We start from the raw sequence: 21,357 nt of genomic DNA on the forward strand, positions 1-21,357 counted from the left end.
ATGATGATGAATCACACCACTTATGAGAATCTGGCGAAGGCGTGGGATTATGTGGAGGAGCATGCCGCGGCACGTCAGTCCGCCGATCTCGCCGAACTGCGGGTCAAGGCCCAGGAGGCCGGCATGCCGCAGGGTTCGGCCATGCAGGCCGCACTGCTCGCGTTGCTGGTGAGGCTGACGAACGCCAAGTCGGTCATCGCCGTGGGCACCGGCTCGCTGGTGGAGACGTTGGAGCTGGTGCGCGGCCTGGATGGCGAGGGCCAGCTGACGGCCGTGGATTCCTCCGCGGAGGGCATCGCGCTGATCCGCAAGTCGTTCGATCGCATTCAGGACAAGACCGACACCACGCTGCGTGCGGTGAACGCCACGGCGGGCACGTTCCTGCCTCGCCTGAACGCCGATGTGTACGATCTGATCGTCGTGGCCGGCGACGCCAGCAACTATGCCGCAAGCTTCGAGCAGGCGTCCAGGCTGCTTCGCCCCCATGGCACGATCGTGTTCACGGATATGCTCGCTTTGGAGCATGATGACGCCAACGGCGGTGTGATCAACCCCGCCGACCGCTCCCCCAAGGCCACGGCCATGCGTGAGCTGCTGGAAACCGTGGAAGCGGATGAGGGTTTCGACACCGCGTTGACGGCCACCGGCACCGGTCTGCTGATCGCCGTCAAACGCTGACGCGCCGGCACCGGTAAGCCGGATATGCTTCGGGCCCCGAACGGAACGCATCCGTTCGGGGCCCGAAGCATGTGGTGCGGCTCGCCTGTCTATTTGCCGATGGTGCCGGTCGCCACGCTGACCGCCTCCTCCGGATCGTCGGTGATGGTGACCAGCTGAGGGTCCACGCCGGAGATCATGCCGTTGCCCTTCACCGGGCCGTTCAGCCAATCGAACAGTCCCTGCCAGTACTCGCATCCGAACAGCACCACAGGCTTCTTGTCCACCTTGTGGGTCTGCACCAGCGTCAGGATCTCGAAGGTCTCGTCAAGGGTGCCGAAACCGCCGGGGCATACGATGATGCCCGACGAATACTTGACGAACATGGTCTTGCGTACGAAGAAGTACCTGAACGTCATGCCAAGGTTCACGTAATCGTTGATGCCCTGTTCATGCGGCAGTTCGATACCCAGTCCCACGGATGTTCCGCCCGCCAGGGCGGCACCGCGGTTGCCGGCCTCCATAATGCCCGGCCCGCCGCCGGTGATCACGGCGATCCCCTGCTCGGCGATCAGCTGCCCCATGCGCTCGGCGGCGCGGTAGTACGGACTGTCTTCCTTCACGCGTGCGGAGCCGAAGATGCTCACGGCCGGCCCCAGATCGGCGAGCGCGTCGAATCCGTCCACGAATTCGGATTGGATGCGCAGCACCCGCCAGGGGTCCATATGGAGCCAGTCGGAGGACTGTTCGGCTTTCAGCAGCGTTGCGGTGGAGCTGTCCTTGGGGATGAGCTTGCCGCGCAGGATCTCCGAACCACGGCGATAGGTGCGGTCGAACGGCTTGTTGTTCATGTGCTACTCGTCTTTCCTGGATTGACGTTCCTGCCTACGGGCCTTCATTGTAGCGAGCCATTCCGGAGTGAACGCCTTCACGCTGACGCTTTGGGTTCCGTCGTCCAGCACGGAATGTTCCTCGATCTCGATCTCGTCGTCGCCTTCGCCGGCCGCTTCCTTGGCGGCGTTCAGTGCGGCGTAGCGCTTCGACTGACGGCTGAGCAGCACACCGGAGATGGATGCCGCGATCAGGGAGGCGAGCAGCACGCCGAATCGCGCCTCGGCGGAAAGCTCGGGGTTCTTGTATGCCAGCGATGCGATGAGGAACGATACGGTGAAGCCGATGCCGCAGGCGCACGCCGCCGGGAAGAGGTCACGCACGCGCAGACCCTTCGGCATCTTCAACCCGCCCACATGGGTGCTCAGCCAGGCGACGAGCATGATGCCCACCGGCTTGCCGACTACCAGTGCGACGATGATGCCCACCACCACGGGTGAGACGACCAGCGCGAGAGTGAGCGATTCGAAGTGCACGCCGGTGGCGAACAGGGCGAAGATCGGCAGCGCGACGAGCGCGGACAGCGGTTGCAGCTTGTCATGGTAGCGTGCGGCGCGAGGCGTCTTCTCGCCGTAGATTTCGCGGGATGGGGTGAGCAGGCCCACCAGCACGCCGGCCAGGGTGGGGTGCACGCCGGCTTCGAACATCATCACCCATGCGAGGATGCCTACAATGCCTGCGACGATCCATGGGATGCGTTTTCTGCGCACGAGGAAGGCCCACGCGGCGGCGCACACGGCAATGCCGATGAACCAGTACCATGCGTTCAGGGAGGAGAAGAACAGGGCGATAAGCACGATGGCGAGCAGATCGTCCACGGTGGCCAGGGTCATGAGGAACGCGCGGATCGATCCGGGCAGGGCCATGGCGAACAAGGCGAGCACGGCCAGGGAGAACGCGATATCCGTGGCCGTCGGGACCGCCCACCCGTGGGCGATGGCCGAATAGGAGTACACCTCGCCGGAGGCGATGGTCTCGAATCCGGGTCCAGGAGGCGCGAAACGCGCGAACAGGGCCGTTACCGCAAGGAACAGCACCGGCGGCACCATCATGCCTCCCACGGCGCACAGCATGGGCACCGCGGCCGCCTTGGGATTGGCGAGCGAACCGGTGGTGAGTTCCTGCTTCAGATCAAGACCGACCATAAGGAAGAACACCGTCAGCAGACCGTCCTGGGCCCAGTGCCCGATCGGAAGATCGATGTTCGTGCGCGGAATGGCGATATGCGTTTCCGCGATCGTTTCGAACAGATGGGCGGTGGCCGGCAGATTCGCCAGGATCAGACCGGCAAGTGCGAAGGCCAGCATGATCAGACCGGAAAGTCGATCCGATGCGGCGACCCGCCTAACCCCCATCCAGAATCTATTCGGTGTGCGCGCTTGTGTCTCGGCCATCGGCTCTCCTTACCACCATGACGCCCGACGCCGGGGCATGGTTGTCGTGTATATCCTCATACACACTAGCGAACGATTATGAACGATTTATGCCCTGAGCATCAGCCATGAGACACCCGTGTATCAGTTCGCGGACCACCGATTCACACCGTCCACTCCTGCACGGCGATCGCCTGCGAATACAAGAAAACCCCGCTGCACTGCAACGGGGTACCGGGTGCGCGAGACAGGATTCGAACCTGCGACCTGCTGATCCGTAGTCAGCTGCTCTAATCCGCTGGGCTACTCGCGCAACGTCATCTTCTTTCACCACGTGATGACCCGTGGTAGTGCGCGAGACAGGATTCGAACCTGCGACCTGCTGATCCGTAGTCAGCTGCTCTAATCCGCTGGGCTACTCGCGCAACGTTGTTCTTTCAAACAACTCGACTTATATTACCCACTTCATTTCATAATGCAAATACGGCATGTCGCGCGTGTCGGAGAAGCTGCGTCAAGGCACCGCGACCAGACGACTCCAACGCGCACGCCCGGCGCTTCACATGGCGTTCAGGCTCGGCATGGACTGCGTGTCCACGTTCTCCTCGTCGCGAATGATGCGCGGGCTGCCCTTGCCTTCGACCGCGGCACCGTCCACGACCACTTCGATCACATGGTCCATGCTGGGTAGGCGGAACATCGTATCCTGCAACGTGCGTTCGATGATCGAACGCAATCCTCGCGCGCCGGTCCCCTGTCGTATCGCCGTGCGCGCGATCGCCGCAATCGCATCCTCGGTGAAGGTGAGCGTCACGCCATCGACCGCGAAGAGCTTCATGTACTGCTTGATCAGCGCGTTCGACGGTTGCGTGAGTACCGCCGCCAGGTCATCCTCCCGCAGTTCCTGCAGCACGCTGACCACCGGCAGACGACCGATAAACTCCGGCAGCAGCCCGAATTCCGCCAGATCGTCGGCGCACACCTGCTGCAGCAGTTCCTCGTCGGGCACTTCATGGTCATGCCATTTGGCACCGAAACCGCTTTCCCTCGCGCCCAGTCGATTCTTGATGATGTCGGTCAATCCCACGAAGGCACCGCCGCAGATGAACAGGATCCCTCGCGTATCGACCTGAATGGTCTCCTGCTCACGGTGCTTGCGCGTGCCCTCGGACGGTACGGACGCGATGGTGCCCTCCAGAATCTTGAGCAGCGCCTGCTGCACACCCTCGCCGGAGACGTCTCGCGTGATGGAGGTGTTCTCCCCCGACTTGCGCGCGATCTTGTCGATCTCGTCGATATAGACGATGCCGTGCTCCGCCTTGGACACGTCGCCGTCCGCCGCCTGCAGCAGCCGTTGCAGCACGGTCTCCACGTCGTCGCCCACATAGCCGGCCTCGGTGAGCGTGGTGGCATCGGTGATGACGAACGGCACGTTCATCACCTTGGCGAGCGTCTGGGCCAGATAGGTCTTGCCCACGCCGGTGGGACCCAGGAGCAGGATGTTCGATTTGGCCACCTGTACGTCGCGCAACGGGTCGGACGGGGAATCGTCATCGCCCCTTGTCGCAGGGCCGACCTGGCCGGCCGCTTCGCACAGTTCCATGTTGACACGCTTGTAATGGTTGTATACGGCCACGGAAAGAGCGCGTTTGGCGGTCTGCTGGCCGATGACGTACCGGTCGAGATACTCGTTGATCTGCATGGGCTTGGGCAGGGTGAGCGCATTGACCTCGACGTCCTTGATGCGCTCGTCGGAGATGATGTTCGCACACAGCTCGATGCATTCGTCGCAGATGGCGGCACCCTGGCCGGTGACCAGCTTGCGCACCTGATGCTCGGTCTTGCCGCAGAACGTGCACTTCGGTATTTCGTCGTTATAGTCCACTACACGTCCCATGCGGCCCCTCCTGCAAATGCGCGAATCGATTATGTTCCATCAAACACCATACCCCCGCCCGTATCTTGGGGCGGGGGTATGGGTAAGGATTCCAAGACGTGGCGGGGTTCAGCCCCTCACGCCTTCCGCATCACTGGCGGTGTTCGAGCACCTCGTCGACGATGCCGTAGTCCTTCGCCTCCTGGGCGGTGAGGAAGGTGTCGACCTCGATGTCCTTGCGGATGCGCTCGACCGGCTGACCGGTGTGCTTGGCCAGCGTGTTCTCCAACCATTCGCGCATGCGCAGCATCTCACGTGCCTGGATCTCGATCTCGGTGGCCTTGCCGAAACCCTGGTCGATGGCCGGCTGGTGGATCAGCACGCGGGCGTTCGGCAGCATCAGGCGCTTGCCCTCGGCACCGGCGGCCAGCAGGATGGCCGCCGCGGAGGCAGCCTGGCCGAGGCACACGGTCTGCACGTCGGGCTTGATGTACTGCATGGTGTCATAGATGGCGGTCATGGCGGTCATCGAGCCGCCCGGGGAGTTGATGTACATCATCACATCGCGGTTCGGATCCTGGCTTTCCAGAACCAGCAGCTGCGCCATGATGTCGTCGGCGGAGGTGTCGTCCACCTGCACGCCGAGGAAGATGATGCGATCCTCGAACAGCCTGGAATAGGCGTCCATGGTCTTCATGCCGTACGGCGTCTTCTCGCTGAACTGCGGCATGACATAACGGTTGGTCGGCCCGGCAAGACGCTGGGCGCGGGCTACGAACTGCGCTTCCTCGCTAGCCATGTTCACTCTCCCCTCATGCTGTCGCGCGTGGTGATGATCTTATCCACGAAGCCGTAATCCAAGGCTTCCTGCGCGGTGAACCAGTGATCGTATTCGTTGTCGCGGTAGATTTCCTCGACGGTGTGGCCGGTCTGTTCTGCGGTCAGCTCGCTCATGGTCTTCTTCATATCCATGATGAGCTCGGCATTGATGCGCACATCGGTGGTGGTGCCGCCGATACCACCGGACGGCTGGTGCATCAGCACACGGGCATGGGACGTCAGATAACGCTTGCCCTTCGTGCCGGAGCTCAGCAGGAACTGACCCATCGAGGCGCACATGCCCAGGCCGACCGTAGCCACATCGGGTTCGATGAGCTGCATGGTGTCGTAGATGGCCATGCCTGCGGTGATCGAGCCGCCCGGGGAATTGATGTACAGCCAGATGTCCTTCTTCGGATCCTCGGCGGCCAGCATCAGCATCTGCGCGCTGATGCGGTTGGCCATCTCATCCTTGACCTCCTCGCCCATCCAGATGATGCGATCCTTGAGGAGTCGATTGAAAATCGGATCGACCGGACCGGCGGGCGCATCCTCGCCAGCCATGACCGGAAGGGTTGCAAAAGTGTTGTTCACCATGCTCTCCATTCGAATTACATATTCTTCAACATTTCTCAGACTACCGCCCCGAAGAGACGGATGGCCATTTTTACGCCCTTTTGCCGTCTTTTCAGCTCCCCGCGTACCCGCCGCACGCGCTTCATGGGCGTTTCAGGCAAACCCGTCCGGCCCCTGCCCCACCTCATTCGGCCCTGTACAGTAGGCAGTGCACAGAACATCCGAAAGGAGCCGACATGGCAGAACATGAAACCCCGACCAATGCGATGAGCTTCATCGACCAGCTGGAACCGTTGGTGCAGATTCAGGAGGAGGCCACCGTCTCACGCACGGTGATGAGCGTCGAGGGTGCGAACGTGGTGCTTTTCACCTTCGACAAGGGGCAGGAGCTGAGCGAGCACACCGCAGCGATGCCGGTGTTCGTGCAGGTGCTCAAGGGCAGGCTGGAGGTGACCGGCGGCGATGAGACCGTCGAGCTTGTGCCTGGCGGACTCGTGCACTTCACCACCCGTCTGCCCCACGCGATCCGTGCGCTCGAACCGAGCGTGATGATGCTCACCATGATGACCGGTTCCAAGAGCTGAACCGGCGCGGTAGCAGAAAACGCCCACAAGGCCGCCTTTGACGGACCTGCGGGCGTTTTCGTATTCGACTGCGGGGCGTCGAGCCCCCTCGCATGCCGATTTAATCGGCTACGGCTTCACCGCGCATCGCACGCCCGGATGCCAACTTGTCCAATGCGCCGGTCTTGGCGAGCGCCACATAGAGGAACCAGCTCGCCACGCCGGCGATCAGCACGCCGCCGATCACCTCGCAGATCATATGCGTGATGCCGCGCGGGCTGAGCAGCGCCACGCCGGCATAGCGGAACAGCAGCAGGTATATGCCGTATTCCAGGCCGGTAAGCGCCCCTCCCAGCGCGGCGAGAGGCAGCGTGAAGCGACGGTAGTGGGTCGCGGTGAAGGGAATTTCCGAGCACAGGCCCTGCAGGGCGGCGGAAATCACCACGAATCCGAACGCGTACTGGTTGCCGATCACCATTTCCGCGAACGAGCCGACCAGATTGACGTATATGGCGGCACCCGGCTTGCGGATCACCAGCACGGCGAACACGCCGGAGGCGTACCAGACGGCATGGAACAGGCTCGCCAGACCGGGCAGCACCGCGCCGAGCAGCGCGGAGAGCGCAGGATAGACGAAATTGAAGCCCTGGAAGATCACGCCGCAGGCAACGCCGATGGCCGCGCCGACCGCTATGTCGGCGGGAGCCCAGCGCAGACGCCTGCTCGTCGCCTTGCGGTTGCCACGTTCGCTTCCCCGCCCGTTTCCGTTCGCTGCGGGGCCATTCCCCTTCGGCTGTGCGTTCTTATGATCCAATGATGCGCTGGTCGACTGTGCAGACATACGACGCTTCCTGTTCCTGGTGTGGCCGCGCACAGCGATTCGTTCGGGGCCAGCGGCACGGTTTCATACGTACATGAACGAGGGGCGCATACCCCAAAAACCGAGCTGGCTTTCCGGGCGCCCCTTGACCTGCGCGGCACGGGCGGAGACGCCGCCGACCACTATACACACCGATACGCACCGATTCAGACCACGTTTCATAGGACCCATGCCGTCATGTCTTGGGCGACAAGCAAGACTTGCGACCATCCCATCATTGCGTTGCGACGCCCACACCGTTACGTCATCCAGATACAAGAAAACCCCTTGCCGGAGCAAGGGGTTTCATTCACCTGTGGAGCTAAGGGGATTCGAACCCCTGACCCTCTCCATGCCATGGAGATGCGCTACCAGCTGCGCCATAGCCCCGTTTTCATTTATCTGACCCAGCGAGCGAAGCCGCCCGACTGAATCAGGGAGAGATACTTAAATCAAGCACCTCATCGTGGAGCTAAGGGGATTCGAACCCCTGACCCTCTCCATGCCATGGAGATGCGCTACCAGCTGCGCCATAGCCCCGTTTTCATTTATCCGTTCTTTGCGAACCTCGAATACAATACGACGGAATGTCTAAATACGCAAACGAGGCGTGTCGCACATGCCAACAAGAAGCAGATTTTCGTTGGAATTCCGCCGTTTTTACGCGACACGCCGAGCGTAGATAAGGGCGGCGATGCCGGCACCGCTGCCCTCGAAAAATCTCAACGTGTTCCGCTCTCCCCTGCCTTAACAGCAAACAGGAGCCCCGCATGTCAGCGTTCGCGCTCCCACTCGTCCGTATCGGCGATGGCCGGGCCATGGTTGTAATCCATCAGCCTCCAGCGCAGATCGCCCTCGGCGGTATCCATCGGAATCAGCCGCACCCAGTGCGCATTGCCCATGGATAGCACGCTGGCAAACGTCGGATCCACCTGGTTAAGCCCCAGCAAGGTCTGCAACGTCTGGGAAATCCATGCGCCATGGGAGAAGATGTACAGGTCGGTATCGTCGCCGGCACGCGTGGACCAGTCATTGATCGCCGCAACGCCGCGTGCGCCCACGGCGCTTTTCGCTTCGGCGCCATACTTCATCTCGCCGTCCTTGTGATCGACCCAAAGCTTGAAGTCCTCAGGGTAACGCTCAGCCAGTTCGGAGACCGCATGGCCGTCCCACTGGCCGAAGCTGCGTTCGCGCACGCGCGGATCCGGGTGCAGTTCGGCTCCACCCAACACGTCGGCGAACGCCTGTGCGGTGGCCCTCGCGCGCCCAAGATCGGAGCAGACGATCAGCTGGTGGCTCACCTGCGGCCGCCTGTCCACATACAGATCCTTTAGGGCAAGGGCGGTTTGCCTGACCTGCCACTGCCCCACGGCGTCCAAGGGGATGTCCACCTGGCCTTGGAGGCGGTGTGCCGCGTTGTATGAGGTGCGTCCGTGGCGGACGAGGAAAATGGAACGAACGTGTTGTGGCATGTGAATCTTTCTTTTTCTCAGTTCCGATGACTATTCCCGATGATTGCAGTCTGTTGACCGCGCTCCGGTGACTGCGTTCCGGTGACGGCCGAATATGGCAAAGGCCCGCCGCCGCGAACCGTATATGCGATGCGTATACGGTATTCGCGGCCGCAGGCCCTGGTCTCACGCAATCATGCGGCTACGGCTCACTCGGCGTCGGAATCGGCCGTGTCGGCGTTATCCGCGCTGGTTTCCGGGTGTTCGAGCTGCAGGTCGATCTGTGGGCAATCACGCCACAGACGCTCCAGGTTGTAGTATTCGCGCGATTCGGTGTGCATCACATGAATCACGTAATCGCCGTAATCGAGCAGCACCCACTGCCCTTCCGTCAGACCCTCGCGTTCACGCGGCTGACGCTTGCCGCACTTCAGGTACAGATCGCGTTCGATCTCCTCGGCCACGGCAAGCACCTGGCGCTCGTTTGAGGCGGTGGCGACCATCATGATGTCGGTGATGCCGAGCGGCACGGTCACGTCGAAGGCGACGATGTCGGTGGCCTTCATACGATCGGCGGCCGCCGCGGCAACGCGGATGTCGTCGATGGAGGATTGCAAAGCTGGCATGGGTTTCCTTCCCGGTTATTCGATTCCTGCTGTATGCAGAGTGTGTATGGGTGTATGTGGTGAGGCGAGCGAAGCCCTTCCGGGCTTCTGCATTGTGACGCCTAGGGTTATCAGGGGGCTCAGCGCTCCCAGGCGGGCTTCCATCCTTCGACGTTGTGCTGCGTGTTCTCGGAGTACACCATGGAATCGCTCGGCACCTCATGGCGAACCACAGAACCGGCACCAGTCGTCACATTGTCCCCGACCTCGACCGGGGCGACGAACAGGTTGCCCGCGCCCACATGGCAGCCGGCACCGATCTTAGTACGGTTCTTGTGCACGCCATCGTAATTGGCGGTGATGGTACCGCCACCGATATTGGTGTGATCGCCCAGTTCGGCGTCGCCCACGTAGCTCAGGTGCGGCACCTTGGTGCCGTTGCCGATATGCGCCTTCTTCATTTCCACGAACGCGCCGGCCTTCGCGCCCTCGCCGAACTCGTTGCCCGGGCGCAGATACGTCCACGGGCCGATGTTCGCGCCACGGCCGATATGGGACTCCTGCACGCGGGAACGCTCCACCACGGCGTCGTCATCCACCACGGCGTCGATCAGCGTGGTGTACGGGCCCACTACGGCATTCTCGCCGATAACGGTATGCCCCTGCAGGAAGCTGCCCGGCAGAATCACAGCGTCACGGCCGATCTGCACGTCATCCTCGATCCACGTGGTCTGCGGATCGAGAATATCGACGCCGGCACGCATCCACTGCTCGCACACGCGAATGTTATGCGCCTTGGCAAGGGCGGCAAGCTGCACACGGTCGTTCACGCCCTCCACGCTCAGTGGATCGGGTGCGGCGAACGCGCCCACCGCGCTCTCCTGCTTGGCGGTCTCCAGCGCGTCGGTCAGGTAGAACTCGCCCTGTGCATTGTCGGATTTCAGGCCGGCAATCGCCTTGGTCAGCACGGCGGCATCGAACACGTACACGGAAGTGTTCACCTCATGCACGGCCAGTTCGCTGCTGTTGGCGTCCTTCTGTTCCACGATGCGCAGCACGTTGCCTTCGCTGTCGCGGATGATGCGGCCATACCCGGTCGGATCATCGAGCACGGTGGTGAGCACGGTGGCGCCGTTGCCGCTCTTGTTGTGGAAGTCAAGCAACGCGCCAAGGGTCTCGGAATCAAGCAACGGCATGTCGGATGCCGCGATGAGCACGGAACCGGTGAGCTCGCCATTGGCGGTAAGCTCATCCATGGCGCACTGCACGGCACGGCCGGTACCCGGCTTGTCGTCCTGATTGACGATGGTGACGTTCTCGTTATAGGAACGCGCGGTCTCGGCCACACGCTCGCCCTGGAAGCGAACGACCACGGCAAGGGTGCCGGGGTTCAGCGCGGAAACGGAGTCCATGACTCGGTTCAGGAAGGTTTTCCCTGCAAAAGTGTGCAGCACCTTCGGCTTGTTGGAACGCATGCGGGTGCCCTCACCCGCGGCGAGAATAATTGCAGCGGACAATGCCATTCTGTTTGCTCTCCTGTCTATGTGTGCCATGACGGATGAAACGACAAACGGCCATCCGGCCAAAAAAGCCGGGTGGCCGTTTCATGGGCTCCCCCACCTGGACTCGAACCAAGACAAAGGGTTCCAAAGACCCGTGTGCTGCCATTACACCATGGGGGAACGGCGAGCGTAAGCCCGCCAAGTGTTTATTATGCCACACGTTTCGCGTGCGACGCGTCGGTGTGGCGTTTTTAGTTATCGTTCCGGTATTCCGGAAGGTGCACGAAGCCTCGCGGCCCCGCAGTGCACCTTAGGCGAAGAGGAATCCCTTGCCGTGATGCTCCGGGTACGTGTCGAACAGTTCGGCGACGGAACCGTCCTCGAACACGGCGCGGATGGCGCTGGCCAGCAGCGGCGCGATGGACAGGACCGTCAGACCGTCCCAGCGCTTCTCATCCGGAATCGGAACGGTGTCGGTGAGGACGACCTCGCGCGCACCGCAGTTCTTGAGGCGTTCGACGGCCGGTCCGGAGAGCACGCCGTGCGTGGCGACCACGGTCACGGACTTGGCTCCGGCTTCCTTCAGCACGTTGCATGCGCCGGCGATGGTGCCCGCGGTGTCGATCAGATCGTCGACGAGCACGCAGTCCTTGCCTTCGACGTCACCGACCACGCGGTTGGCGACGGCCTGGTTCGGACGGGTGATGTCGCGGGTCTTGTGCACGAAGGCGAGCGGGCCGCCGCCGAGGCGCTGAGCCCACTGTTCGGCCACGCGAATGCGGCCGGCGTCCGGGGAGACGACGGCGACGTTGTCGAGCTGGCCTTGGAAACGATCGCGGATGTAGTCGACGAGCACCGGCATGGCGATGAGATGGTCGACCGGGCCGTCGAAGAAGCCCTGAGACTGTGCGGCGTGCAGATCGACGGACATGATGCGGTCGGCACCTGCGGTCTTGAGCAGGTCGAAGATGAGACGGCAGGAGATGGGCTCGCGGCCGCGGTGCTTCTTATCCTGGCGGGAGTAGCCCAGCAGCGGGCACACGGCGGTGATGGAGCGGGCGGAGGCACGCTTGAGCGCATCGATCATGATGAGCTGTTCCATGATCGCCTTGTTGATCGGCTGGTAATGGCTTTGCAGTACGAAGACGTCGGCGCCGCGCACGGATTCGGTGTAGCGCACATACATCTCGCCGTTGGCGAAGTCGTATGCCGTGGTTTCGAGTACGTCAATGCCGAGTTGATCGGCAACATCCTGAGCAAGTTTCGGATGAACTCTTCCCGTTACGAGAATGAGGTTTTTATCTGGCTTCCCTTCAAGGATTGCGCTCACCATTATCTCCCAAAAGTTTTGTTAGTCATGGGCTTGTAAGCCCTAAGTGTAGCGACCTACGCCGACCGCAACACTCCCCCGGCGATTACCCGCTCACGCTCACGCTGGCCGTTCTTTCCCGGAGGCGCGGGAATCAGTGTCCGGCGGCGATCCAGCCGTCAATAGCCTGCTTGACGGCCTGCGCGTAGATGTCGCTGCCGATGGCCGGGTGGATGCCGTCGCTTGATGAGAGCTGGTCGAGATGCTGGTTGGCCATCGCGTCCCAATCCACCAGCACCGTATTGGAGGCGTGGCTGTTGGCATAGTCGGCGAACATCTGGTTGTTCACGCTGATCCAGGCACGATCGCCGTGCGCGTTGACCAATACCATTATTCTGTCGTCGCCCATCTGCTGGCGAAGCTGGTCGAGCTGTTCGACGGTGACGTAACCGTTGGTGCTCAGGCCGACCACGACCCATTGGCGCAGGTTGTTCGCAGCCGCGTCCGCTTGGGCGATCTGCGAGGCCACGGCCATGGAACGGGACACTTCGGCGTTGATGTCGATGCCCGGGAAGACCGCTGCAAGACCGTCGCTGCTGGCCAGCATGACGGAATCGCCGATGGCTGTCATCTGATTGCCGGCTGGCGCGGTGTGCTTGGGTGCCGCCGGTTTCGCATTGGCGGCTTTCTTCTGATCTGCGGGCTTGGGCTTGGCCTGATCGGGGTGTGCCTGCGGCGAAGGCTGCTTGGACTGGTCCGGCTTGACCGGCTGGCCGGGCTGTGGGTGCTTGAGCTTGTCCGATTGGCGTTCGAGCTGGACCTGCATCTGTGTTTTTGAGGGGGCATCGTTGATTGCACGGGCGCAGCCGATCATGGCGGCCACGATCAGCACGTCTGCGACCACCGCACGCAGGATCTGCACGGTCTTGTTCTCTTCGGGGCTGACCGGATACGGGAAAATCGCGTAGGACGCGGAGTGGCGTGCTATCGGCTGCTCAAGGAGGTACCACGAGATGGCGGAGCACACCGCGGTCAGTGCCAGGGTCACGATGAGCACCCAGCCGCCGTTACGCGGATTGCCCTTGCCGATCAGCGCGGAGACGATGATCCACAGCGGCCAATGCCACAGGTACACGCCGTAGGAGTGGCGTCCGAGGGCGGCCAGCGGTTTGAAGAGCATGAGGTCGCGCATCCACGAGTTCGCGCTGATCGTTCCCGCGATGAGGATCACCGAACATACGCTGGCGAGAATGATGCCGCCACGGAAGGCGAAATCGTCCTGCTTGCCGCAGAAGCACAGTGCGAAAAGCACGATGAGCGCGGCGAAGGCCATGGCCGGCGCGATGACGATGCCGGGGCCAGATGGCGGCTGCGGCGGCTGCAGGTGCGACGGCACGGCGAATGTGGTCTGTGCGCTTGGGGGAATCCGCTTCCCCGGTTCGGCGGAGGTTTCCGATCCCAAATCACCTATCTTGGTGACCGGGCGGTAATGGTTGTATTCGTACGTGCACACGCACCATGCGAACGCCACGCCGAGCATCAGGCCGACGGAATGGGTGTCGGTGCCGAAATACACGCGGGTGGGATCGCCGCCGGGCTCGTACAGCATCCACATCAGCGTGCCGCTGACCGCGGCGAGCGCAAGTGGTACTGCGACTGAGAATCGTGTGGAGCGTATTTTCCACATGATCCATACGATGATGGGCAGTAGTACGTAGAACTGCATGAGTAGGCCTACGAACCATAGGTGGCGGAAGAGTTGGGGGTTCATCTGGTCGAAGTAGCTTTGGCCGCCTATGATGGCGTGCCAGTTGTACCAGCCGGTCAGTGAGCTGAGCACTTGTCCTGAGATGTTCACCAGGGCGTCTCGGTCGAGGAGTCCTGCGGTTGTTACCATGGCTGTGACCGCGAGCAGCAGGGCCGGGTAGAGGCGTGCCAGTCGTCGTTGCGCGTAGCGGGCAAGGTTGATTTTGCCGTTGCGGAAGAGTTTGCGGAACATGCTTGCGGCCATGACGAAGCCGGCTACGGTGAAGAATACGTCGACGCCGTAGAATCCGCCGGGGAGCTTGTCCTGGGCGCAGTGGTATGCGACGATGGCCACTAATGCCAGGCCTTTGATGCCGTCTAGTCCGACGAACTTCTTCATCATGCGCGGGTTTCCTCTTCTTCCCATCCGTACGGGATGCGGCGTTGCGAATGCCGGTGCCTTCTCCGTACCGTGGAGCGGTGATCGTATTCGTGCGTTATGCAAACAGGGCTAATCATACTGTTGGTATCCCCTAATTCGGCGTTCCTGTTTTCGGTATGCGACCTGTTCGTTGCAAACCTGTATGATATCCGATGGTTTGTAGTTCGGGGGCTGTTTTGCGCAGGCTTGTTTCGGGTGTTTTTGGCATAGGAAAAGGCCCCGGCACGTGTGTGTCGGGGCCTTGCCTGTTGCGGGTTCTGCGGGAACCGTTACGGGAAACGTCGTGTTCCTGCAGTGCTCGCTTTCATGCGCTGTAGCCTACCGGGTTGGGGCTCAGGCGACCTTGGCGCCGTAGTAGTCCTCGCCGGCTTCTGCGATGGCGGCGGACTTGCGGGCGATGGCCAGCTCTTCGTTGGTCGGGATGACGCAGATGGTGACCGAGGAGTCCGGGGTGGAGATGATGCGCGGTTCCTTGGAGCGGGTGGCGTTCTTCTCTTCGTCCAGCTTGACGCCGAACGGGGCGAGCTTGTCGCACACCATCTTGCGGACCACGTCGTCGTTCTCGCCGACGCCTGCGGTGAAGGTGATCACGTCGACGCCGCCTAGCTGAGCGGTGTAGTTGCCGATGTAGCCGACGATGCGGTGGACGTAGACATCGAGAGCCAGCTTGGCGTCCTCGTTGCCTTCGGCAACCAGGCGATGCACTTCACGCAGATCGCCGTAGCCGGTCATGCCCATCATGCCGGAACGCTTGTTGAACAGGGTGTCCAGTTCGTCGACGCTCATGTGGGCGTTGCGGATCAGGTGGAACACGACTGCCGGGTCGATGTCGCCGGTACGGCCGCCCATCACGAGGCCTTCCAGCGGGGTCAGGCCCATGGAGGTCTCGATCGGCTTGCCGGAGATCTCGGCGGAGGCGGAAGCGCCGTTGCCGATGTGCAGCACGATCTGCTTGAGGCCTTCGGCCGGCTTGCCGATGACGGACGGCACCACGGAGGAGATGAACTCGTGAGAGGTGCCGTGAGCGCCGTAACGGCGGATGTGGTACTGATCGGCGACTTCCTTGTTCAGCGCGTAAGTGCTGGAAGCCTTCGGCAGCTGGAAGAAGAAGGAGGAATCGAACACGAAGACCTGCGGGACATCCGGCAGCAGAGCGCGCATGACTTCGGCACCCTTGGCCTCCGGGCCGTTGTGCAGCGGGGCGAGCACGGCCAGATCCTTGACCTGGTTGATGGTCTTGTCGGTGACGAGGGCCGGCTGCGGGAAGATGGAGCCGCCCTGGACCACGCGGTGACCGACGGCGACGATGCCGGCGTCGGACAGCTTCGGGCCGAACTCGTCGAAGAAGCCGAGAACGCGCTTCAGACCCTGCTCGTGATCGTGAATCGGCTCTTCGAGCTCGTGCTTCTCACCGTTGTACTCGTGCTTGTAGTGGCCGTCGACAGGCTCGCCGATCTTCTCGACGAGGCCGGAAGCGATACCTTCACCGGATTCGAGGTCGACCAGCTGGTACTTGATCGAGCTGGAGCCGGAATTGATAACAAGGACGGTTTTTGCCATTGTGGGCATCCTCCAATTGTTGTACTGTTCCGCACACACGGATTTACCGTTGCCCAGATTACTCTTTGCGTCCTACAAAGTCCTGTGTATTCCCGTCGATTCGAGACGCGCGGCACGAAGTTCATGCCCGTTGCGCAGCCCGACGATTTCCTATGACCGTTTTGCACTCCGGCCTCACCGTTGCACGGTGTTTCCCCTCCCCTATCCCGGCCGCGCCCGGGAAAAACGAGACCGGGGATCGATCAGGCATCCTTGCGAATACCCGACCGATTCCCGGCCTTGTTCTGCGCCTATCGACGTCTGCCGATAGAACGTCAACGATTGTTCATCATCGTCACTGCTGCGCTTCGACGGCGGTCAGGGCGACGGTGTTGATGATGTCCTGCACGCTTGCGCCACGGGACAGATCGTTCACCGGCTTGTTCAGCCCCTGCAGCACCGGGCCGATGGCGATGGCACCGGACGAACGCTGCACGGCCTTGTAAGCGATATTGCCCGCGCACAGATCGGGGAACACGAACACGTTCACATGGCCGGCCACATCATTGCCCTTCGCCTTGGTGGCCGCAACGCTCGGCGACCATGCGGCGTCGAACTGCACGGAACCGACCACCTGCAGATCGGGAGCCTTCTGACGAACCAAAGCGGTCGCCTCTTCGACCAGATCCACATCCGGGCCCTTGCCGGAACCGAGCGTGGAATACGACAGCATGCCGACCTTGGGCTCGATGCCGAACGCCGCTGCGGTCTGCGCGGATTGGATGGCGATGTCGGCCAGCTGCTCGGCGTTGGGGTTGAGGTTGATGGCGCAGTCGGCGAACACGGCGACGTGATCCTTGAAGCACATGAGGAAGGAGCCGGACACCAGCGATGCCCCCGGCTTGGTCTTGATGACCTGCAGCGCCGGACGCACGGTGTTGGCAGTGGAGTTGATGGAGCCGGACACCAGACCGTCCGCCTTGCCCAATACGACCAGCATGGTGCCGAAATAGCTGGCGTCGGTGAGCTGCTTGCGTGCCTGCTCCTCGGTCATGCCCTTCTTGGCACGCAGCTCGCACAGCTTGGCGGCCATCGGCGCAAGCACTTCCTCATCGTCCATGGCCTGGAACTTCGCCTTGCCTAGCGAGCCGAGGCCGAGTTCCTTGCCGCGTGCAAGAATCGCATCCTTCTCGCCGACGATGATCAGGTCCACGATATCGCGTTCGAGCAGGTAATCGGCGGCCTTGAGAATGCGGTCCTCCACGCCCTCGGGCAGTACGATGGTCTTCCTGTCGGCCTTGGCCTTGCCCAGCAGGCTGTACTGGAAGGCGTACGGCGTGACCGGGGCCTTGAACGGCGCGTCGAGCGCGGCAAGCACCTCGCCGGCGGGAACGTTCCTGTCGAATGCCTCGGCGGCCTTGGCTGCAGCATCTTCCTGTGCGAAGTCGACCTTGGGCAATACCCAGACCGGCTTGTCGGCCTCGTCGCCGGCGAAGAACGCCTTCAATCCCTCGATCTGGTCCTCTTCGGCACCGGTGACGAACACGCCGAGCACGGCGCTGCCATGGTTTTCCACAGTGGCGGTGCATGCGTCGATGGTCTCGCGCACCTGTTCCGGCGTGCGGTCGATGGTGCATACCGCAAGGAATACCGGGGTTTGCAGGTCGGCGGCGACATCGGCGTTGAAGGCGAAGCCCTCCGGATCGTTGACGGAGCTGCGATCGGTGCCGATGACCACCATGGCCTCGGGTTCAAGCTCGGCGACGGTGGTTTCATAAGCTGCGACGATATCGGCTCGGGCATCGCCCTTGTCGTGGCGTGCGCGTTTCGGGCATACGCCTCTGGCCTGTTCGATGGTCTCGCCGATGTTGGCTGCATCAAGCAGCGTATTGGTGAATGCTTCCTTCTTGCATACGGCCGGACGGAACACACCGGTCCTCTTGGCACTTGCCAGGGCCCTGACCACACCGAGCGCCGCGACATTGCGGCCGTTTGCAGCTTCCGGGCTGATGATGGTGACGGTAGTAAGACTCACGTTGTCTCCTATGTACTGTTGGTTTCGGCGTCGCGTTGCCACGCCGCTGTAATCGCTACCAATTGTAATGCCGATTTGCGCGAATGCCGTTTCATCCACGTGATTTGCCGCATTTTTGATGGACGAACGAACAGGCATACGAGACGAATACACGAAAAGGGCCCGAGGAATATTCCTCGGACCCCTCGTTCTCAGCGCCGTTTACGCGGCTCTGATGCAAGCACTAGGCTTCTAGGCTCACTCGTTATCGCCAGCGGTTGCGGCGGTAGCGGAGACGGCACCCTGCTTGTCGGTGTTCACGCCGGAGTAGACCCAGTCGGTGTAATCCGGGTGATCGTAGCCGTTGTCGACAGCGAACTGGAAGGCTTCCTGACGGAAGGCCTCGAGCTCGTTGATCTTGTCGGCGTACTTGTCGGCATCGATCATGCGCAGAGCTTCAGCCTGGAGCTCGTAGCGGTCGATGTTGTTGACGCGCACCATGTCGTACGGGGTGGTGGTGGAGCCCTGCTCCTCGTAGCCGTGGACGTTGAAGTTGTCGTGGTTCGGGCGATCGTAGATCAGGCCACGCACGTCGCGAGCGTAGGAGTGGTAAGCGAACAGGACCGGCTTGTCCTCGGTGAAGAGCTCAGCGAACTCTTCGTCGGACAGGGCCTCGTTGTTCTCCTTGGCGGACTGCAGCTTGACCAGATCCACAACGTTGACGACCTTGAACTTGATGCCCATGGCGTCCAGCTTGTCGGCGGCGGCCATGATCTCCTGGGTCGGGACATCGCCAACGGAGGCAAGCACGATCTGGACCTCATCGTTGGACTTCGCGTTGGAAGCCCACTTCCACTCGGCAGCACCCTTCTCGAGCTCGGCGCGAGCTTCGTCCAGGGTCAGCCAGGTGGCGGCCGGCTGCTTGCCGGCGATGATGGCGTTGATCTTGTTGGTGGACTTGTAGCACTTCTCGGCGACGGCCAGCAGCATGTTGGAATCCACTGGGAAGTAGATGCCGATCACGTGGTCGTTGTTGAAGCACTTGTTCAGCAGGACAGAGGTGACACCCGGGTCCTGGTGGGAGAAGCCGTTGTGATCCTGACGCCACACGTGGGAGGACACAAGCAGGTTCATGGAGGAGATCGGCTTACGCCACGGGATCTCGCGGACGGTAGCTTCCAGCCACTTGGCGTGCTGGTTCAGCATGGAGTCGATCACGTGGACGAAGGACTCGTAGGAGCTCCAGATGCCGTGACGACCGGTCAGCAGGTAGCCCTCGAGGAAGCCTTCCATCTGGTGCTCGGACAGCTGCTCGGTGACCTGGCCGGTGACAGCCATGTGCTCATCGACCTGCTCGGACAGGTAACCGGCATCCCACTGCTTGTTGGTCACGTCGTAAGCGGCCTGCAGACGGTTGGAAGCGGTCTCGTCCGGTCCGAAGATGCGGAAGTTGTCCGGGTTGTTCTTGATGATGTCGCGGGTGTAGACGCCCAGGCGGCGGGTAGCTTCCAGCTGGCCCCAGCCGTGGCCGTACTCCTTGACTTCCTTGACCTCGTAGTCCTCAAGCTTCGGGAGCTTGAGCTCTTCGCGGATCACACCACCGTTGGCGTTCGGGTTGGCACCGATACGCAGCTCGCCCTTCGGCATGAAGGCGGTGACGTCTTCCTTCACAGCGCCGTTCTCGTCGAACAGCTCTTCCGGCTTGTAGGACTCGAGCCAGTTCTTGAGGACTTCGAAGTGAGCCTCGGTATCGCGGGCGGAAGCCAGCGGCACCTGGTGGGAACGCCAGGAACCCTCGGTCTTCTTGCCGTCGATGAACTTCGGGCAGGTCCAGCCCTTCGGGGTGCGGAAGATGATCATCGGGTAGAACGGACGATGCACATCGTCGGTCTGAGCGGTGGCCTTGATCTCGCAGATCTCGTCGAAGATGGACTCGAAGAGCTCGGCGAAACGACGGTGGATGGACATGTGGTCCTCATCGTCGAAGCCAGCGACGAACTCGTACGGCTCGTAACCCATGCCGTGGAAGAACTCGTGCAGCTCTTCGTCGGAGATGCGGGACAGGATGGTCGGGTTGGCAATCTTGTAGCCGTTGAGGTGCAGGATCGGCAGCACGATACCGTCGGTGCGCGGGTTGATGAGCTTGTTGGACTGCCAGCCGGTAGCCAGCGGGCCGGTCTCAGCTTCGCCGTCGCCGACGATGGCCGGGACGAAGAGGGACGGGTTGTTCATCACAGCGCCGTAAGCGTGGGACAGAGCGTAACCCAGCTCGCCACCCTCGTGGATGGAGCCCGGGGTCTCCGGAGCGAAGTGGGACGGGATGCCGCCCGGGTAGGAGAACTGGCGGAAGAACTTCTGCAGGCCAGCTTCGTCCTTGGTGATCTTCGGGAAGGTCTCAGTGTAGGTGCCGTCCAGGTAGGACTGAGCGGTACCTGCCGGGCCGCCGTGGCCCGGTCCCATGATGATCACGGTGTTCTGCTGGTGATCAGCGATGAAGCGGTTGATGTGGCCGATGAGGAAGTTCAGGCCCGGGGTGGTGCCCCAGTGGCCCACGAGACGGTGCTTGACGTCTTCGCGGGTGAAAGGCTCCTTCATCAGCGGGTTGCTGCGAAGGTAGATCTGGCCGATGGACAGGTAGTTAGCGGTACGCCAGTACTTGTCAACGCCTTCAAGGGCTTCCTCAGAAACGGGAGCGTCGAGCTTCTTCCAAGGGGTGCCAATAACAGGATTCGTCATGTATACTCCTGTAACTCCTGCACAAGTGTTGTGCGATTGATTATTACATTCGGTCGCGCGGTTTCCGCAGGCCTCTCAACCCCTGGACCCTCGCGTCCAATCGGTATTTATGCTACGAGCAGCGTTCGACGTTTTGGCCGGTTTTTTTCGTGTGTGTTCGTAAAAGTAAGCTAAATGAAACGTTTTGTAATGTTTTACTGTGCGATTTGTGAATCGGGTTAATGGAAGTTAATCTTCTGAAAATGGCGGAATTCCAAGGGTTTTCTATATAAGCGGCGTTTATGGCACGTTCGTTTTGTGCATATCTATAATCGGCGTGTTGTCTTGGTTGTGAGAGGAAATGTTTCGTTCCGGCGGAATACGTTTGCACTTCTCCGGCTATCTCTCTGCCCCAATCCG

Annotated in this window: 16 protein-coding genes and 5 tRNA genes; 2 read left to right on the forward strand and 19 right to left on the reverse strand. The window is 61.6% G+C overall.

Going from position 1 to position 21,357, the window contains the following annotated elements:
* The first annotated feature begins 6 nt into the window (after positions 1-6).
* A complete protein-coding gene (locus tag G1C98_RS05545) occupies positions 7-678 on the forward strand; it encodes an O-methyltransferase (RefSeq protein ID WP_169080183.1) in 672 nt (223 codons plus the stop codon).
* 89 nt (positions 679-767) lie between these two features.
* Here G1C98_RS05545 and G1C98_RS05550 read toward each other — a convergent pair whose 3' ends face one another.
* The 7 genes from G1C98_RS05550 to G1C98_RS05580 form a co-directional block, all read right to left on the reverse strand.
* Positions 768-1,508 (reverse strand): LOG family protein, encoded by a 741-nt coding sequence (locus G1C98_RS05550; protein WP_169080015.1) that lies wholly within the window; start codon positions 1,506-1,508, stop codon positions 768-770.
* A 3-nt stretch (positions 1,509-1,511) separates the two neighbouring features.
* Positions 1,512-2,942, reverse strand: coding sequence for a Na+/H+ antiporter NhaA (locus G1C98_RS05555; RefSeq protein WP_417852294.1), 1,431 nt, complete (start codon positions 2,940-2,942; stop codon positions 1,512-1,514).
* A 218-nt stretch (positions 2,943-3,160) separates the two neighbouring features.
* Positions 3,161-3,234, reverse strand: a tRNA-Arg gene (locus G1C98_RS05560).
* Positions 3,235-3,272: 38 nt separating this feature from the next.
* A tRNA-Arg gene (locus G1C98_RS05565) sits at positions 3,273-3,346 on the reverse strand.
* Between the two features lie 134 nt (positions 3,347-3,480).
* Positions 3,481-4,818: an ATP-dependent Clp protease ATP-binding subunit ClpX gene (gene clpX, locus G1C98_RS05570; RefSeq protein ID WP_169080017.1), complete on the reverse strand. Its 1,338-nt coding sequence runs from the start codon at positions 4,816-4,818 to the stop codon at positions 3,481-3,483.
* A 130-nt stretch (positions 4,819-4,948) separates the two neighbouring features.
* Complete coding sequence (locus G1C98_RS05575; protein WP_169080019.1) at positions 4,949-5,596, reverse strand: ATP-dependent Clp protease proteolytic subunit; 648 nt, start codon at positions 5,594-5,596, stop codon at positions 4,949-4,951.
* 2 nt (positions 5,597-5,598) lie between these two features.
* On the reverse strand, positions 5,599-6,210 hold the full coding sequence (locus tag G1C98_RS05580; protein ID WP_335341292.1) for an ATP-dependent Clp protease proteolytic subunit: 612 nt from the start codon (positions 6,208-6,210) through the stop codon (positions 5,599-5,601).
* A 248-nt stretch (positions 6,211-6,458) separates the two neighbouring features.
* On the opposite strand from G1C98_RS05580, the gene G1C98_RS05585 reads away from it, so the two are divergent.
* A complete protein-coding gene (locus tag G1C98_RS05585) occupies positions 6,459-6,776 on the forward strand; it encodes a cupin domain-containing protein (protein WP_335341293.1) in 318 nt (105 codons plus the stop codon).
* A gap of 100 nt (positions 6,777-6,876) precedes the next feature.
* Here G1C98_RS05585 and G1C98_RS05590 read toward each other — a convergent pair whose 3' ends face one another.
* The 12 genes from G1C98_RS05590 to G1C98_RS05645 form a co-directional block, all read right to left on the reverse strand.
* Positions 6,877-7,596, reverse strand: a complete 720-nt coding sequence (locus G1C98_RS05590) for an ECF transporter S component (protein ID WP_169080025.1) — start codon at positions 7,594-7,596, stop codon at positions 6,877-6,879.
* Positions 7,597-7,931: 335 nt separating this feature from the next.
* Positions 7,932-8,004, reverse strand: a tRNA-Ala gene (locus G1C98_RS05595).
* A 77-nt stretch (positions 8,005-8,081) separates the two neighbouring features.
* Positions 8,082-8,154: transfer RNA gene (locus G1C98_RS05600), tRNA-Ala, on the reverse strand.
* Between the two features lie 233 nt (positions 8,155-8,387).
* Positions 8,388-9,086, reverse strand: a complete 699-nt coding sequence (locus tag G1C98_RS05605; RefSeq protein WP_169080027.1) for a histidine phosphatase family protein — start codon at positions 9,084-9,086, stop codon at positions 8,388-8,390.
* Between the two features lie 188 nt (positions 9,087-9,274).
* On the reverse strand, positions 9,275-9,691 hold the full coding sequence (rsfS, locus tag G1C98_RS05610; protein WP_169080029.1) for a ribosome silencing factor: 417 nt from the start codon (positions 9,689-9,691) through the stop codon (positions 9,275-9,277).
* Between the two features lie 119 nt (positions 9,692-9,810).
* Positions 9,811-11,193: a bifunctional UDP-N-acetylglucosamine diphosphorylase/glucosamine-1-phosphate N-acetyltransferase GlmU gene (gene glmU, locus G1C98_RS05615; RefSeq protein WP_169080031.1), complete on the reverse strand. Its 1,383-nt coding sequence runs from the start codon at positions 11,191-11,193 to the stop codon at positions 9,811-9,813.
* 88 nt (positions 11,194-11,281) lie between these two features.
* Positions 11,282-11,352: transfer RNA gene (locus tag G1C98_RS05620), tRNA-Gln, on the reverse strand.
* A gap of 130 nt (positions 11,353-11,482) precedes the next feature.
* The gene (locus G1C98_RS05625; RefSeq protein ID WP_169080033.1) at positions 11,483-12,505 is read right to left on the reverse strand and encodes a ribose-phosphate diphosphokinase; all 1,023 of its coding nucleotides are present in this window, start codon (positions 12,503-12,505) and stop codon (positions 11,483-11,485) included.
* A gap of 130 nt (positions 12,506-12,635) precedes the next feature.
* The gene (locus tag G1C98_RS05630) at positions 12,636-14,627 is read right to left on the reverse strand and encodes an acyltransferase family protein (protein ID WP_169080187.1); all 1,992 of its coding nucleotides are present in this window, start codon (positions 14,625-14,627) and stop codon (positions 12,636-12,638) included.
* Positions 14,628-15,002: 375 nt separating this feature from the next.
* On the reverse strand, positions 15,003-16,229 hold the full coding sequence (locus G1C98_RS05635) for an acetate/propionate family kinase (protein ID WP_169080035.1): 1,227 nt from the start codon (positions 16,227-16,229) through the stop codon (positions 15,003-15,005).
* A 334-nt stretch (positions 16,230-16,563) separates the two neighbouring features.
* On the reverse strand, positions 16,564-18,243 hold the full coding sequence (pta, locus tag G1C98_RS05640) for a phosphate acetyltransferase (RefSeq protein ID WP_335341288.1): 1,680 nt from the start codon (positions 18,241-18,243) through the stop codon (positions 16,564-16,566).
* 237 nt (positions 18,244-18,480) lie between these two features.
* The gene (locus G1C98_RS05645; protein WP_169080039.1) at positions 18,481-20,958 is read right to left on the reverse strand and encodes a phosphoketolase; all 2,478 of its coding nucleotides are present in this window, start codon (positions 20,956-20,958) and stop codon (positions 18,481-18,483) included.
* Positions 20,959-21,357: the final 399 nt, after the last annotated feature.

Source organism: Bifidobacterium erythrocebi, assembly GCF_012932675.1.
In the GTDB taxonomy this organism is placed as follows: Bacteria; Actinomycetota; Actinomycetes; order Actinomycetales; family Bifidobacteriaceae; genus Bifidobacterium; species Bifidobacterium erythrocebi.